Source organism: Cedecea sp., from assembly GCF_036500665.1.
Classification (GTDB): Bacteria; Pseudomonadota; Gammaproteobacteria; order Enterobacterales; family Enterobacteriaceae; genus Cedecea.
The window spans coordinates 66843-81692 of the sequence record NZ_DASYBS010000057.1 but is presented as its reverse complement, the minus strand read 5'-3'; the positions used below and the strand labels follow the sequence as shown (position 1 = coordinate 81692).

Sequence of the window (14850 nt, the reverse complement as noted above, 5' to 3'; positions counted from 1 at the left end):
GTATCACGGAAGAAATTCTGACATACTTGGCGAGCAGGCATAGAGGTGATCCCATTGAATTGGTTGCACAAATCAGTAGATCACAAAACTCTATGCCTGTCTTTTTTTACCCGCTCATTACTGGGGATTCCTCAGCGCATCAGCGGGCTTTCAGCACTTCAGACAACTGTAAGAGTGATTATTCCCACTCAATCGTAGCAGGCGGTTTACCGGAGATATCGTAAACCACGCGGGAGATGCCGTTCACTTCGTTGATGATGCGGTTGGACACGCGGCCGAGGAAATCATACGGCAGGTGCGCCCAGTGCGCGGTCATGAAGTCGATGGTTTCTACCGCACGCAGGGAAACAACCCAGTCGTACTTGCGGCCATCGCCCATTACGCCCACGGAACGGACCGGCAGGAACACGGTGAACGCCTGGCTCACTTTGTTGTACAGGTCGGCTTTGTGCAGCTCTTCGATGAAGATTGCATCGGCGCGGCGCAGCAGGTCGCAGTACTCTTTCTTCACTTCGCCCAGCACGCGAACGCCGAGGCCTGGGCCCGGGAACGGGTGGCGGTAAAGCATGTCGTACGGCAGGCCCAGCTCGAGGCCGATTTTACGCACTTCATCTTTGAACAGCTCGCGCAGCGGCTCAACCAGGCCCATCTTCATCTCTTTCGGCAGGCCGCCCACGTTGTGGTGAGATTTGATGACGTGCGCTTTGCCGGTCGCGGAAGCCGCAGACTCGATAACGTCAGGGTAGATGGTGCCCTGCGCCAGCCATTTAACGTCTTCCAGCTTCAGCGCTTCTTCGTCGAACACTTCTACGAACACGCGGCCGATGATCTTACGTTTGGCTTCCGGGTCGTTCTCGCCCGCCAGCGCGGTCAGGAAGCGGTTTTCGCCTTCAACGTGAACGATGTTCAGCCCGAAGTGGTCGCCGAACATGTCCATTACCTGAGCGGCTTCGTTCAGGCGCAGCAGGCCGTTGTCCACGAACACGCAGGTCAGGTTTTTGCCGATGGCGCGGTGCAGCAGCATCGCGGTTACGGAGGAGTCAACGCCGCCGGACAGGCCGAGGATAACTTTGTCGTTACCGACCTGCTCGCGGATGCGGACGATCGCATCTTCGATGATTTTTGCCGGGGTCCACAGCGCTTCGCAGCCGCAGATTTCCAGCACAAAACGCTCCAGCAGACGCTGGCCCTGACGGGTGTGGGTCACTTCCGGGTGGAACTGCACGCCGTAGAAGCGTTTTTCTTCGTTGGCCATAATGGCAAACGGACAGGTTTCGGTGCTGGCAACGGTCACAAAGTCGGACGGGATAGCAGTCACTTTGTCGCCATGGCTCATCCAGACGTCCAGCAGCGGTTTACCGGCTGCGCTCAGGGAGTCTTCGATGCCGCGAACCAGCGCGCTGTCGGTTTTCACTTCAACCTGCGCGTAGCCAAACTCACGTTCGGTAGAGCTTTCAACGTGGCCGCCCAGCTGCATGGCCATGGTCTGCATGCCGTAGCAAACGCCGAACACCGGCACGCCAGCGGTAAACACATACTCAGGCGCACGCGGGCTGTTTTCTTCGGTGGTGCTTTCCGGGCCGCCGGAGAGAATGATACCGCTTGGGTTGAACTCACGAATTTGAGCTTCGGTAACATCCCATGCCCACAGTTCGCAGTAGACGCCCAGCTCACGGACGCGGCGCGCCACCAGCTGAGTGTACTGAGAACCGAAGTCGAGGATCAGGATGCGATGTTTATGAATGTTTTCCGTCATTGACGTTAATTCCGAGGCAAGTGAAACGAGAATATAAATAGCCCGGCGCGTGGCCGGGCTAGTGAAATCAGGAGCCCATGCGGTAGTTCGGAGACTCTTTAGTGATGGTCACGTCGTGAACGTGACTTTCCTGAATACCGGCCCCGCTGATGCGTACGAATTCCGCTTTGGTACGCAGCGCGTCGATAGTACCACAGCCGGTCAGGCCCATGCAGGAACGCAGGCCGCCCATCTGCTGGTGAACGATCTCTTTCAGGCGGCCTTTGTACGCTACGCGACCTTCGATACCTTCCGGTACCAGTTTGTCTGCGGCGTTGTCGGTCTGGAAGTAACGGTCAGAAGAGCCTTTGGACATCGCGCCCAGAGAACCCATGCCGCGGTAGGATTTGAACGCACGGCCCTGGTACAGTTCGATTTCGCCCGGAGACTCTTCGGTACCTGCCAGCATGCCGCCAACCATCACCGCAGCTGCGCCAGCGGCGATAGCTTTCGCGATGTCGCCGGAGAAGCGGATCCCGCCGTCGGCGATGACCGGAATACCGGTGCCTTCCAGCGCTTCAACCGCGTCAGCTACAGCGGTTATCTGCGGTACGCCAACGCCGGTAACGATACGCGTGGTACAGATGGAGCCAGGACCGATGCCGACCTTAACCGCGCTGCAGCCAGCGTCCGCCAGAGCGCGAGCGCCAGCGGCGGTTGCTACGTTACCGCCGATGATTTGCAGGTCAGGGTATTTAGCACGGGTTTCACGAATACGTTGCAGAACGCCTTCGGAGTGGCCGTGAGAGGAGTCAATCAGCAGAATATCAACGCCAGCGGCGACCAGCGCGTCAACACGCTCTTCGTTGCCTGCGCCTGCGCCAACCGCAGCCCCAACACGCAGACGGCCCTGCTCGTCTTTACAGGCGTTAGGTTTACGCTCTGCTTTCTGGAAGTCTTTGACGGTGATCATGCCGCGCAGGTGGAAACCCGCGTCCACAACCAGCGCCTTTTCAACGCGTTTTTCGTGCATTTTAGACAGCACGACGTCGCGCGCTTCGCCTTCTTTCACGGTAACCAGACGCTCTTTCGGGGTCATGTACACGCTAACAGGCTGGCTCAGGTCGGTCACGAAGCGCACGTCACGGCCGGTGATGATGCCAACCAGTTCGTTGTCTTCGGTCACTACCGGGTAACCGGCAAAGCCGTTACGCTCGGTTAATTCTTTCACTTCACGCAGGGTGGTCGTAGGCAGCACGGTTTGCGGGTCAGTGACGACGCCACTTTCATGTTTCTTAACGCGCTTTACTTCTTCTGCCTGGCGTTCAATCGACATATTTTTGTGGATAAAACCCAGACCGCCTTCCTGCGCCAGGGCGATAGCCAGACGCGCTTCCGTCACGGTATCCATCGCTGCGGACAGCATAGGGATATTCAGACGAATAGTTTTGGTCAGTTGGGTGCCGAGATCGGCCGTGTTCGGCAGAACGGTAGAGTGAGCGGGAACGAGGAGAACGTCGTCAAACGTCAGTGCTTCTTTAGCGATACGTAGCATGGCAATATCTCAACCTGGGGGTGAATGAGAACAGATAAAATATTGCCGCGGCATTATACAGAGCGTAAGCGATTGCATCCACACTTTTTTCGCAAAACTCCTTGCTAATAGCGCACCGGGCTGTAGTATCGACCTATTAACCTGCTGATTTAGAATTTGATCCAGCTCACATGCCGACACTGAATTCCCCTTCAATTTTTACCGTTTCTCGCCTGAATCAGACGGTGCGTTTGCTGCTGGAGCAGGAGATGGGGCAGGTCTGGATCAGCGGTGAAATCTCCAACTTCAGCCAGCCCTCTTCGGGCCACTGGTACTTCACGCTAAAAGACGACACCGCCCAGGTTCGCTGCGCGATGTTCCGCAACAGCAATCGCCGTGTGACCTTCCGCCCGCAGCACGGGCAGCAAGTGTTAGTGCGCGCTAACATCACCCTTTACGAACCACGCGGCGACTATCAGATTATTGTCGAAAGCATGCAGCCCGCCGGTGAAGGGCTGTTGCAGCAGCAGTACGAGCAGCTCAAGCAGAAGCTGAGCGCTGAAGGGCTTTTCGACCAGCTGCATAAGCAGGCCCTGCCCGCTCCGGCTCGCCAGGTCGGCGTCATCACCTCTAAAACCGGCGCGGCCCTGCACGACGTTTTGCACGTATTACAGCGTCGCGATCCGTCCCTGCCGGTCATTATTTATCCGACTGCCGTTCAGGGCGCAGACGCCCCGCTGCAAATCGTGCGCGCCATCGAGCTTGCTAACCTGCGTAACGAATGTGACGTGCTTATTGTCGGGCGCGGCGGCGGCTCGCTGGAAGATCTGTGGAGCTTTAACGATGAGCGGGTTGCGCGGGCAATTTTCGCAAGCAAGATCCCGGTCGTTAGCGCCGTAGGGCATGAAACTGACCTCACGATCGTCGATTTTGTCGCTGATTTACGTGCGCCAACGCCTTCCGCCGCGGCGGAAATCGTCAGCCGTAATCAGCTAGAATTACTGCGCCAAATCCAGTCCCAGCAGCAGCGTATGGAAATGGCGATGGACTATTACCTCGCCCAGCGCTCGCGGCGGTTTACCCAGCTGCACCATCGCCTGCAGCAGCAGCATCCTCAGCTACGTTTAGCTCGCCAGCAAACCACGCTTGAACGCCTGCGCCAGCGCCTGAACGTGGCCATCGATGGAAAAATGCGCCGGGCGACCCAGCAGCAGCTACGCCTTAGCCAGCGCCTTAACCAGCAGCAGCCTCAGCCCCGCATTCACCGCGCCCAGTCTCGCTTACAGCAGCTGGAATACCGCCTGTCGCAGTTAGTGAGCGCTCAGCTCAGCCAGACGAAACAGCGCTTCGGCACCGCGCTCGCCCAGCTGGAAGCCGTCAGCCCGCTTGCGACGCTCGCGCGCGGCTACAGCGTGACGACAGCCGAAGACGGCAAAGTGCTGAAGAAAACCAAACAGGTGAAGTCCGGGGATACGCTGACTACGCGCCTGGATGACGGCTGGGTTGAGAGTCAGGTGACGGGCATTAAAGCGGTGAAAGCGCCGCGTAAGCGTAAGCCAGCGGCGAAAGACGAATAAACCGTTCAGAGCGCGGTGGGAATAAATTCCACGCGCTTTTTAGAAATCAGCCCGTGGCCGTTCTGGCAGAAATAATCCACCGCACCGCAGGCCTTCAGCACCTGCAACGGTTTATGGCAGTCCGGGCAGAGCGCCTCCAGACGGAAGTCTTTGCCGCAGGTATCGCAGCGCGCGCCGCCGTCCGTTTGCCTCAGTTCGTTTCTACACTCGGGGCAATTAAGCATCATCCTTCCCTCCCGCTAAGTCATTAATGGGCCCCATTATATACCCATAACGTTAAGATGGATTCACTTCGCTATTGTGCAAAAGGCTGGCAAGTTTAGCGCATTAATGCACCGTTTTTGCCCAACCTGTTCCCTCGCTGATGAGCGCTTGTATCCAGACTGGTATCCCAGACGGCGCTGCGGCTGAACCTTCAATTTTTTGAAGTCATTGGCATGATAATTGAATCACTCCCTTTACGTGGGCAATCGGGGAGGATTTTCATGTTTGATGAGCTGTTAGATAAAGATGCCACTGCGCTTGCCGCACTGATTCGCTGTGGCGAGGTTTCAGCCCGTGAAGTGACTCAGGCAGCCATCGATCGCCAGCAGGCGCGTGAGCCCTTCATTCAGGCGTTTTGTACCCCGACGCCGGAACTCGCTCTGGCTCAGGCGAAAGCCGTCGATGCCAGGCGTGCCAGCGGGCAACCATTAGGGGCTCTGGCGGGCGTTCCCCTGGCGGTGAAAGACCTGATTTGTACCGCCGGGGTGAAAACCACCTCCGGCTCTGCCGCCTACCAGGACTTTGTGCCAGCAGAGGATGACATCGCCGTAGAACGCCTGCTGGCTGCGGATGCCATCCTGCTGGGTAAAACCACCGCTCCCGAATTTGGCTACAGCGGCGTGGGGCACAATCCTCTGTTTCCTTCCCCGCGTAACCCCTGGGATCTGAGCAAAACGCCCGGCGGCTCCAGCGCGGGTTCAGGTGCAGCGCTCGCTGCCCGAATGTGCCCGATTGCGCTAGGCAGTGACGGCGGTGGCTCTGTGCGCATTCCGGCCGCCCACTGCGGCGTCTATGGCCTGAAAGCTTCTATGGGGCGTGTGCCACTTTGGCCCGGCTGCCGCGACGAACGTTATCCGGGCGTTTCCAGCTGGGAGTCTTTGGAGCACATTGGGCCGATGACCCGCACCGTGAGGGATGCAGCGCTGATGATGTCGCTGCTGGCCGGCCCGGATATGCGCGACCGCCACTCTATTCCCAGTTCTGACGTTGACTGGCTGGCCTCGTTAGATAAGCCCCTGAGCGGCCTGCGGATCGCCTTTAGCGCCGATTTTGGTTACGTCGCCGTGGACAGCGAAGTTCGCCGGGTAACGACGGAAGCGGCGTACCGTTTCGCACGTGAGCTGGGCGCTGAGCTGGAAGAGGTTGACCCCGGTATCGCCGATGAAGTCTCAACGTTTGCCGCTCTGGTTGCCTTTGAAAGCGATCTGACCGGCATGCGAAAAATGCAGGCCGAACTGGGGCCGCGAATGTCGCCGCACCTGAGCGCCATGCTGCAGCACGAGTGGCGGGCCGAAACGTTCACCGACGCGAATACCCAGCGTAAAAAAATCTGCAATCAGCTTTGGCGTTTTATGCAGCGCTATGACCTGCTGCTTTCCCCAACGCTTGCCGTGCCGCCTTTTCCGCTCCACATGCAGGGCCCGGAGATCATCGACGGGCGCATGGTGAGAAGCGACCACTGGCTGTCGTTCTGCTTCCCGTTCAACTTTACCGGCCAGCCGGCTGCTTCGGTGCCCGCAGGCTTTACCGCTGACGGCCTGCCCGTCGGGCTGCAAATCGTGGGTCGTCACCTGGACGATGGCCTGGTGCTCGCGGCAAGCGCCGCTTTTGAGCGCATTCAACCATGGAATCACATCTATCCTGCTTCACTCGGAGTTGTCCATGAATAAGAAATCGTCCCCTGCCCTGGAGCAGGAATTTGAGCACGAGCCCGTGCCGCTTAGCCATCGCCACTCTACGGGCTCCGTCTCGGCGGTGTGGTTTGGCTTCCCTATGATCCTTACCAATGCGCTGTTTGGCGGCATCATCACCTGGTCTCTCGGCTTCTGGCCGGCCATTATTGCCATTCTTCTGGGCAACCTGGTGCTGTTTGCCTACGTGGGTTCCCTCAGCTGGTTTGCCGGGCAGACAGGCATGAATTTCGCCTTACAGGCAAAACGAACCTTCGGCACCAAAGGCTACATTTTGGTTTCTGGTTTTCTTTCCACCGTGGTGATTGGCTGGTACGCCTTCCAGACCGGCCTTACCGGCACGGTGATTAACCAGACCTTCGGCTGGAACGCGCTGGCGGTAACGGCGTTCGCCATCGTACTCTACACCGGCGTGACGTTCCTGGGCGTTCGTGCGCTGTCGATTCTGGGCATGGTTGCGGCCCCGCTGTTTGTGGTGCTTGGCCTGGTAGCACTTTGGCTGATTAGCCAGCAGCATGATTTCAGCACTGTCGTTCAGTGGCGCGGCAGCCCCGCCGCTGTGGGCACCATGAGCATGGGTACTGCCGTTACCATGGTGGTGGCGGGCTTTGCTGATTCAGGCACCATGACCGCCGACTTCACTCGTTGGTCAAAAAACGGTAAATCCGCCGTGATTGCCGCTTTCTCGGCATTCCCCGTCGCCAACGTCATTTCTTATCTTTTTGGCGTGGTTATCGTGGCGGTGGGCGCGGCCGTCGACCCGGTGACCAACGGCGGGAACTTCCTGCCGATCCTGATGGGGCACGGCGCTCTGCTGTCGGCTATCGCCTGCCTGTTCGTTTTTATCAACCTCGGCTCCGTCTGTACGCACTGCCTGTACAACGGTGCCGTGGGCTACAGCCATCTGTTCCACAGCAAAATGCGGCTCTGGACGCTTATTCTGGGCGTTGCGGGCGGCGCGCTGGCGTTAGCGGGCGTGTGGTCTTACTTCCTTGAATGGCTGAGTTTGCTCGGCATTGTCGTGCCGCCGTTTGGCGCCGTGATGATCGTCGATTTGATTTTTATGGCCAAAATTAGCGAAAACCGTAAAACAAGCCGCATGCGTGGCAGCGCCTTTGCGGCCTGGGCTATCGGCAGCCTTTGCGCAGTGGTCGCTCATCTGCTGTTCCCGCAGTTTGGCGAAGCGGTCATTGGCCTGGTCACCGCCGCAATCAGCTACACCTTGATAATGAAAATCAAACATGAAGCCCCGGCGAGCATCATGGAGGGAAAAAATGCCTGATTACACCGTTAACTCAACGCCTTACGCCTGGCCCTTTGACGGCCACTACAGCGCCCACGACACCGCGCTGATCGTCATCGATATGCAGACCGATTTTTGCGGCAAAGGGGGTTACGTCGACAGTATGGGCTATGACATTGCGCTCACGCGGGCGCCGATAAAACCGCTCCAGCAGGTACTGGCCCGCCTGCGCGAGCTGGGCTTCCCGATTATTCATACCCGCGAGGGGCATCGCCCTGATTTAAGCGATTTGCCGGCGAATAAGCACTGGCGTTCAAAACGTATGCACGCAGAAATCGGCGCGGCGGGCCCGTGTGGCCGCATTCTGGTGCGCGGGGAGCCTGGCTGGGAAATTATTCCGGAACTGGCCCCGCTTGAAGGGGAAGTGATTATTGATAAGCCTGGCAAAGGGTCGTTTTACGCCACCGATCTGGAACTGATTCTGCGCAGCCGGGGGATCCGCAACCTGATACTGAGCGGCATTACGACGGATGTTTGCGTGCATACCACGCTGCGTGAAGCCAACGACAGAGGTTTTGAATGTCTGGTACTGACCGATTGCTGTGCGGCCACGGAACGGAAACACCACGAAGCGGCGTTAAGCATGATTCATATGCAGGGCGGGATTTTTGGCGCAGTGGCAAGTTCAGAGACTTTACTGGAGGGGCTTGCCAGCAAAACATCCGCGCTGGCAGTTTAACCTTTAAATCAATGAGCTCCCCTTCTGGTGGGGAGCTTATCGGCTATCAGTCAGGGCTTACTTGCCCTTTTTGATGTGCTTAATCAGACGCTTACGTTTACGCATCTGGTTTGGCGTCAGGGTGTTGCGTTTCCCGGCGAACGGGTTATCCCCTTCTTTGAACTGAATACGGATTGGCGTACCCATGACGTCCAGCGATTTGCGGAAGTAGTTCATCAGATAGCGCTTGTAGGAGTCCGGCAGGTCTTTCACCTGGTTGCCGTGAATCACCACAATTGGCGGGTTATAACCACCGGCGTGAGCGTATTTGAGCTTAACGCGACGACCGCGAACCAGCGGCGGCTGATGGTCTTCTGCCGCCATATTCATGATGCGGGTCAGCAGCGCGGTGCTTACGCGGCGCGTGGAGCTGTCGTAGGCTTCACGAACGGACTCGAACAGGTTACCTACGCCGCTGCCGTGCAGGGCAGAGATGAAGTGCACGCGGGCGAAGTCGATAAAGCCCAGACGATAGTCCAGCGTCTCTTTCACCTGCTCGCGGACTTCATTGCTCAGGCCATCCCATTTGTTGACCACGATAACCAGTGAGCGCCCACTATTCAGGATGAAGCCCAGCAGCGAGAGATCCTGATCGGAAATGCCTTCACGGGCATCAATAACCAGCAGCACCACGTTCGCGTCTTCAATTGCCTGCAGGGTTTTGATTACCGAGAATTTTTCTACCGTATCGGTAATTTTCCCGCGCTTACGTACGCCCGCGGTATCAATCAGCACGAATTCACGCTCATCGCGCTCCATCGGGATGTAGATACTGTCGCGAGTGGTGCCCGGCATGTCGTAAACGACCACGCGTTCTTCGCCGAGAATGCGGTTAGTTAGCGTGGACTTACCTACGTTAGGGCGACCGACGATAGCGAGCTTAATCGGCAGGTCCTGAGGGTTGAAGGCTTCTTCTTCCTCTTCTTCCTCGAACTCTTCGTCGTCGGAAACAATGCCGTTTTTGGCGTTAAACGCGGCCCAGTAGGCTTCGTCTTCGTCGATTTCTTCCGGCTGTTCACGCGGGTCGACGTCGTCCATCCACGGCACCAGAACGTGCTCCAGCAGGCTGGTCACGCCGCGGCCATGGGAAGCGGCAATTGGGTGAATTTCGCCGAGGCCCAGGGAATAGAAGTCGATAACCGCCTGGTCAGGGTCAAGACCATCGGTCTTGTTCGCCACCAGGAAAGTCGGCTTCTGACGAGAACGCAGGTGCTGAGCGATAGCTTCATCGGCAGGCATCAGGCCCGCGCGCGCATCCACCATGAACAGCACAACATCCGCCTCTTCAATCGCCAGCAGCGACTGTTCGGCCATACGCGTTTCCACACCGTCTTCGGTGCCGTCGATACCGCCGGTATCAATGCAGATAAACTCCCGGCCTTCGACTTCCGCACGACCGTACTTGCGATCGCGAGTCAGCCCCGGAAAATCCGCAACCAGCGCATCGCGGGTACGCGTTAAGCGGTTAAACAGGGTCGATTTACCGACGTTAGGGCGCCCAACAAGCGCGACCACAGGTACCATTATAAAAGCCTCATTACTCAAATTTATTAGTAAAACAGCGTCAATTTTCGGCTGTTTTTAAAAAGCCAAAACGGCTCCCGAACTAAGGGAACCGTTTCAAACGTGACGATTATCCGACAAGTTTAGCGTTTGATGGCGTACAGCGTGCCGTCTTTTGCCTGGATAAGCAGTTTGTCGCTGGCAACCACTGGCGTCGTCTGGAAGCCGGAGCTGTCCACTTTCTGCTGGGCAACAAAGCGCCCGTCATCATTGTTGATCCAGTGCATGTAGCCTTCGCTGTCGCCAACGACCAGGTAGCCATTGTACAGCACTGGCGCGGTCAGGTTGCGGTGCAGCAGATCGCTTTGCGTCCACAGCGTTACGCCGCCGTCTACGTTCAACGCCACAACGCGGTCGTTCTGATCCACCAGGTAAATACGGTTCCCGTCCACGATGAAGTCGTTCACCGAGCCCATCTCACGTTTCCACATGATCTGGCCGGAACGCAGATCCAGCGCCGTCAGGTTGCCGTTATACGCCAGGGCGTAAACCACGCCATTGACGATAACCGGCGTGGTGTCCACGTCGCTCAGGCGGTCGATTTCTGTCGCACCTGTCGCCTGGGAGATACGCTGCTGCCAGATAAGCTGTCCCTGCTGCATCAACACTGCGCTTACGCGGCCGTTATCACCGCCAACGATAGCGGCACCAAAGGCGGTTGCCGGAGCCGATTCACCGCGCAGGGACAGCGCTGGCATATCGAGGTTTACGCTCCATTTTACCGCGCCGTCGGCTTCGTTCAGCGCCTGCAGCATACCGTTACTGGTATGAATCAGCACAACACCATCGCTCACAACCGGACGGGAAAGCGCTTCACCCGCAACTTTTGCCTGCCAGGCAATGCTGCCGTCAGAGGTATTCAGCGCAAACACTTTCGCTTTCTCACTGCCCACATAAACATGGGAACCCTCAACGGTCAGCCCACCTGACAGCAGAGCAGGAATATTGCTGGAGAAGAAGCCGGTTTTCTCAGAGAGATCGACTTTCCACTCTTCTTTACCGTCATCCGCATTCACGGCTTTTACGGTACCACGGCGGTCAGCAGCATAGATGGTGCTGCCCTGCCATGCAGGATGCAGGTTAGAGTAGAAATCACCGATTCCATCACCGACAGAAGTGCTCCAGGCTTTCTCCGGAGTGAACTGGTTTTCCACCGTTGGCAGCGGAGACATTTTAACCACATCTTCTTCGCCGCTGAACAGTGAACAGCCGCTGAGCAGCGTCAAAGAGAGCAGCCCTGGTACAAATAGTTTACGCAATTGCATCGGGTCCCTCTTAGCTGGACAAATTATTGATTTTCATCTGCATCATTTCACGCAGCGCCGGAGAAGCATTGGTCTGGGAACCTTTGCTCCACGCATCACGGGCGCCTTGCTTATCCCCTTTGCTGAGCAGCGCTTCGCCGCGCAGGTCAGCAATAATTGCCGCCCAACCTTCGCCTTTAATGCCATCAAGCGTTTTCAGCGCCACGTCAGCTTGTTTTTGCTGGATCTGGACGCGCGCCAGACGCAGGTTAATCAGCGCCTGCATGTTTTCGTCTTTGGTGCTGCTGAGGCCGGTTTGCAGCTGGGTGGCCGCTTTACCTAAATCGTTTTTATCAACGAACTGCTGCGCCAGCTCCAGCGCCGCCAGTGCGCCGTAGGTGTTTTTGTTGTCGGCAGCGAATTTCTCTACCGCTTCCAGCGTCTGCGGCTGGTCAGCTTTGACCGCGCTGGTGACGTTCTGGTAAGCCAGAGAGGCTTCACGCATGGAGTCGTCCTGATGGCCATTCCAGTAACGCCAGCCCACCAGAGCGCCGATACCCAGCACAACCCCGACTACCAACGCTTTGCCGTTTTCTGCAAAGAAGCGCTTTACTGCTTCCATCTGATCGTTTTCGTTCTCGTAAACTTCCACGCAGTCCTTCTCCTTAACCAATTATCACCGGGTGATTAACCCAGTAACGCCTGCAGATGGGCGGCAGCGTCGGCTTGCGCCACGTTTTGTTGCTCACCTGTGCGTAAATCCTTAACCACGACTTCGCCTTTAGCGACTTCATCTTCACCCAGTACGAGTGCAACGCGAGCGCCCCACTTGTCGGCACGGGCGAACTGCTTCTTGAAGTTACCGCCGCCATAGTTAGTCATTAACTTCAGCGCCGGAACCTGGTCACGCAGTTTTTCAGCCAGCAGCATCGCCGCGCCCTGAGTTCCCTGACCGGAAGAGATCAGGTACATATCGACAACGGATTCTGCTTTAAATTCCGGATTAATCGCCTGTACCAGTAAAACAAGGCGCTCAAGGCCCATAGCAAAACCAACGGCCGGCGCGGCACGCCCACCAAGTTGCTCTACCAGACCATCGTAGCGACCACCGGCACAAACGGTTCCCTGCGAGCCGAGGCTGTTGGTAACCCATTCGAATACGGTGCGGTTGTAGTAGTCCAGGCCGCGCACCAGACGCTGGTTAACGGTGTAGCTGATACCGGCGGCGTCCAGGTACTGGCACAGGCCAGCAAAGTGTTCGCGGGACACTTCGTCGAGGTAATCACCAAGCTGAGGCGCATCGTTCAGCAGAGTCTGAACATCCTGATTTTTAGAGTCCAGCACGCGCAGCGGGTTGCTGTACATGCGGCGTTGGCAGTCTTCGTCCAGCTTCTCTTTGTGCTGCTCAAGGAAAGCAACCAGCGCATCGCGGTAGTTCGCGCGAGCTTCAAGAGAACCGATGGAGTTCAGCTCAAGGCTGACGTGCTGGTCGATACCCAGCGCACGCCACCAGCGAGCGGTCAGCATGATAAGCTCGGCGTCGATGTCAGGGCCGTTCAGGCCAAAGACTTCCACACCCAGCTGGTTAAACTGGCGGTAACGCCCTTTCTGAGGACGCTCGTGGCGGAACATCGGCCCGATGTACCACAAGCGCTGTTCCTGATTGTACAGAAGACCATGTTCGATACCGGCACGCACGCAGCCCGCGGTGCCTTCAGGACGCAGAGTCAGGCTGTCGCCGTTGCGATCCTCAAAGGTATACATCTCTTTTTCAACCACGTCGGTCACTTCGCCGATAGCGCGTTTGAATAACGGGGTCTGCTCTACAATCGGCAAACGGATTTCGCTGTAACCGTAGCTCGCGAGCACCTGTTTAAGAATGCCTTCAATACGCTGCCAGATGGCGGTTTCGCCCGGCAGGTAATCGTTCATGCCGCGAATGGCTTGAATGTTTTTTGCCACGTTTTTTCTCTGCTTTATATACAAAAAATGAACCCGAAATCAGGCCATTCACTCAGGTAAACGGCCGTGCGGGTTCAATCATACACGGGAAGCCTTGTGCTTCCCATGCTTCGCATTATTTTTCCAGCTGTTGGATATCGATACGCTGCTTTTCATCCAGCATGCTGGCCTTGGCACGAATACGCGCTTCAAGCTGCGCAATCATGTCATCGTTGTCCATACGATCTCTCTGGCGGACGCCATCTTCGTAGAAACCGCTTTTCTTATTGCCGCCGGTAACCCCAAGGGTTGAGACCAGCGCTTCGCCAGGGCCGTTAACCACGCAGCCGATGATAGAAACGTCCATCGGGGTGATAATATCTTCCAGCCGCTGTTCGAGCGCGTTTACCGTTCCGATCACGTCAAATTCCTGACGTGAGCAGGTCGGACAGGCGATGAAGTTGATCCCACGGGAACGAATACGCAGCGACTTCAGAATATCGAAGCCAACTTTGATCTCTTCAACCGGATCCGCCGCCAGCGAAATACGCAACGTGTCGCCGATCCCTTCAGACAGCAGAAGTCCGAGGCCGATCGCAGATTTTACTGCTCCGGCACGCGCCCCGCCCGCTTCGGTGATCCCAAGGTGCAGCGGCTGATCGATCTGTTTAGCCAACAGACGATAAGACTCAACGGCAAGGAATACATCGGAGGCTTTCACGCTCACCTTGAATTGATCAAAGTTGAGACGATCCAGGTGATCTACATGGCGCATAGCGGATTCGAGCAGCGCCTGCGGCGTTGGCTCTCCGTATTTTTCCTGCAGATCTTTTTCCAGCGAACCGGCGTTAACACCGATACGGATAGGAATATTTTTGTCGCGCGCGCAGTCAACCACGCTGCGGATACGCTCTTCGTTGCCGATGTTGCCGGGGTTAATACGCAGGCAGTCCACGCCGTACTCGGCGACTTTAAGGGCAATGCGGTAATCGAAGTGAATATCAGCAACCAACGGGACGTTGACCTGCTGCTTAATCAACTTGAACGCTTCTGCGGCGTCCATCGTCGGCACGGATACACGTACGATATCGGCGCCAACACGTTCTAATGCTTTGATTTGATTAACCGTCGCTTCCACATCGGTGGTGCGAGTATTGGTCATCGACTGGACGGCGATAGGTGCACCATCGCCGATTGGCACGTTACCGACGTAGATCCGCCTGGATTTGCGACGTTGGATGGGTGCGGCATTATGCATGGTAAATCTCCACAATTACGCG

The 14850-nt window shown here is 56.9% G+C and carries 12 protein-coding genes; 4 read left to right on the top strand and 8 right to left on the bottom strand.

All coding sequences use genetic code 11. The annotated features are described in order from the left end of the window. Positions 1–178: 178 nt before the first annotated feature. Positions 179–1756: a glutamine-hydrolyzing GMP synthase gene (guaA, locus tag VGM55_RS09495; protein WP_331635322.1), complete on the bottom strand. Its 1578-nt coding sequence runs from the start codon at positions 1754–1756 to the stop codon at positions 179–181. A gap of 67 nt (positions 1757–1823) precedes the next feature. After that, the gene (gene guaB, locus VGM55_RS09490) at positions 1824–3290 is read right to left on the bottom strand and encodes an IMP dehydrogenase (protein WP_331635321.1); all 1467 of its coding nucleotides are present in this window, start codon (positions 3288–3290) and stop codon (positions 1824–1826) included. Positions 3291–3460: 170 nt separating this feature from the next. Here guaB and xseA point away from each other — a divergent pair, with 170 nt between their 5' ends. Next, a complete protein-coding gene (gene xseA / locus VGM55_RS09485; protein WP_331635320.1) occupies positions 3461–4846 on the top strand; it encodes an exodeoxyribonuclease VII large subunit in 1386 nt (461 codons plus the stop codon). A gap of 5 nt (positions 4847–4851) precedes the next feature. Here xseA and VGM55_RS09480 read toward each other — a convergent pair whose 3' ends face one another. Next, entirely contained in the window at positions 4852–5073 is a 222-nt protein-coding gene (locus VGM55_RS09480) for a zinc ribbon domain-containing protein (RefSeq protein WP_154187888.1), read from the bottom strand. Positions 5074–5331: 258 nt separating this feature from the next. Between VGM55_RS09480 and VGM55_RS09475 the strand changes: the two genes are divergently transcribed. From VGM55_RS09475 to VGM55_RS09465, 3 genes are read left to right on the top strand one after another with little or no spacing between them, the layout of a single operon-like run. Further along, a complete protein-coding gene (locus tag VGM55_RS09475; protein WP_331635319.1) occupies positions 5332–6780 on the top strand; it encodes an amidase in 1449 nt (482 codons plus the stop codon). Continuing rightward, positions 6773–8083, top strand: a complete 1311-nt coding sequence (locus tag VGM55_RS09470; protein WP_331635318.1) for a purine-cytosine permease family protein — start codon at positions 6773–6775, stop codon at positions 8081–8083. Before VGM55_RS09475 ends, VGM55_RS09470 begins: the two co-directional genes overlap by 8 nt. Next, positions 8076–8783, top strand: coding sequence for an isochorismatase family cysteine hydrolase (locus VGM55_RS09465; RefSeq protein ID WP_331635317.1), 708 nt, complete (start codon positions 8076–8078; stop codon positions 8781–8783). Before VGM55_RS09470 ends, VGM55_RS09465 begins: the two co-directional genes overlap by 8 nt. A gap of 57 nt (positions 8784–8840) precedes the next feature. On the opposite strand, the gene der is transcribed toward VGM55_RS09465, so the two are convergent. The 5 genes from der to ispG all read right to left on the bottom strand — a co-directional run bounded on the left by der (position 8841) and on the right by ispG (position 14828). After that, a complete protein-coding gene (gene der / locus VGM55_RS09460) occupies positions 8841–10346 on the bottom strand; it encodes a ribosome biogenesis GTPase Der (RefSeq protein ID WP_154187892.1) in 1506 nt (501 codons plus the stop codon). A gap of 122 nt (positions 10347–10468) precedes the next feature. Beyond that, complete coding sequence (gene bamB, locus VGM55_RS09455) at positions 10469–11650, bottom strand: outer membrane protein assembly factor BamB (protein ID WP_154187893.1); 1182 nt, start codon at positions 11648–11650, stop codon at positions 10469–10471. Positions 11651–11660: 10 nt separating this feature from the next. Beyond that, positions 11661–12281 (bottom strand): YfgM family protein, encoded by a 621-nt coding sequence (locus VGM55_RS09450; RefSeq protein WP_331635316.1) that lies wholly within the window; start codon positions 12279–12281, stop codon positions 11661–11663. Positions 12282–12316: 35 nt separating this feature from the next. Continuing rightward, positions 12317–13591, bottom strand: coding sequence for a histidine--tRNA ligase (gene hisS / locus VGM55_RS09445; RefSeq protein ID WP_331635315.1), 1275 nt, complete (start codon positions 13589–13591; stop codon positions 12317–12319). Between the two features lie 115 nt (positions 13592–13706). Then, positions 13707–14828: a flavodoxin-dependent (E)-4-hydroxy-3-methylbut-2-enyl-diphosphate synthase gene (gene ispG, locus VGM55_RS09440; RefSeq protein WP_154187894.1), complete on the bottom strand. Its 1122-nt coding sequence runs from the start codon at positions 14826–14828 to the stop codon at positions 13707–13709. Positions 14829–14850: the final 22 nt, after the last annotated feature.

Excerpts from the sequence above, each read along its gene's own strand:
- guaA (WP_331635322.1), bottom strand. The coding sequence starts at position 1,756 with ATGACGGAAAACATTCATAAACATCGCATCCTGATCCTCGACTTCGGT.
- guaB (WP_331635321.1), bottom strand. The coding sequence starts at position 3,290 with ATGCTACGTATCGCTAAAGAAGCACTGACGTTTGACGACGTTCTCCTC.
- xseA (WP_331635320.1), top strand. The coding sequence starts at position 3,461 with ATGCCGACACTGAATTCCCCTTCAATTTTTACCGTTTCTCGCCTGAAT.
- VGM55_RS09480 (WP_154187888.1), bottom strand. The coding sequence starts at position 5,073 with ATGATGCTTAATTGCCCCGAGTGTAGAAACGAACTGAGGCAAACGGAC.
- VGM55_RS09475 (WP_331635319.1), top strand. The coding sequence starts at position 5,332 with ATGTTTGATGAGCTGTTAGATAAAGATGCCACTGCGCTTGCCGCACTG.
- VGM55_RS09470 (WP_331635318.1), top strand. The coding sequence starts at position 6,773 with ATGAATAAGAAATCGTCCCCTGCCCTGGAGCAGGAATTTGAGCACGAG.
- VGM55_RS09465 (WP_331635317.1), top strand. The coding sequence starts at position 8,076 with ATGCCTGATTACACCGTTAACTCAACGCCTTACGCCTGGCCCTTTGAC.
- der (WP_154187892.1), bottom strand. The coding sequence starts at position 10,346 with ATGGTACCTGTGGTCGCGCTTGTTGGGCGCCCTAACGTCGGTAAATCG.
- bamB (WP_154187893.1), bottom strand. The coding sequence starts at position 11,650 with ATGCAATTGCGTAAACTATTTGTACCAGGGCTGCTCTCTTTGACGCTG.
- ispG (WP_154187894.1), bottom strand. The coding sequence starts at position 14,828 with ATGCATAATGCCGCACCCATCCAACGTCGCAAATCCAGGCGGATCTAC.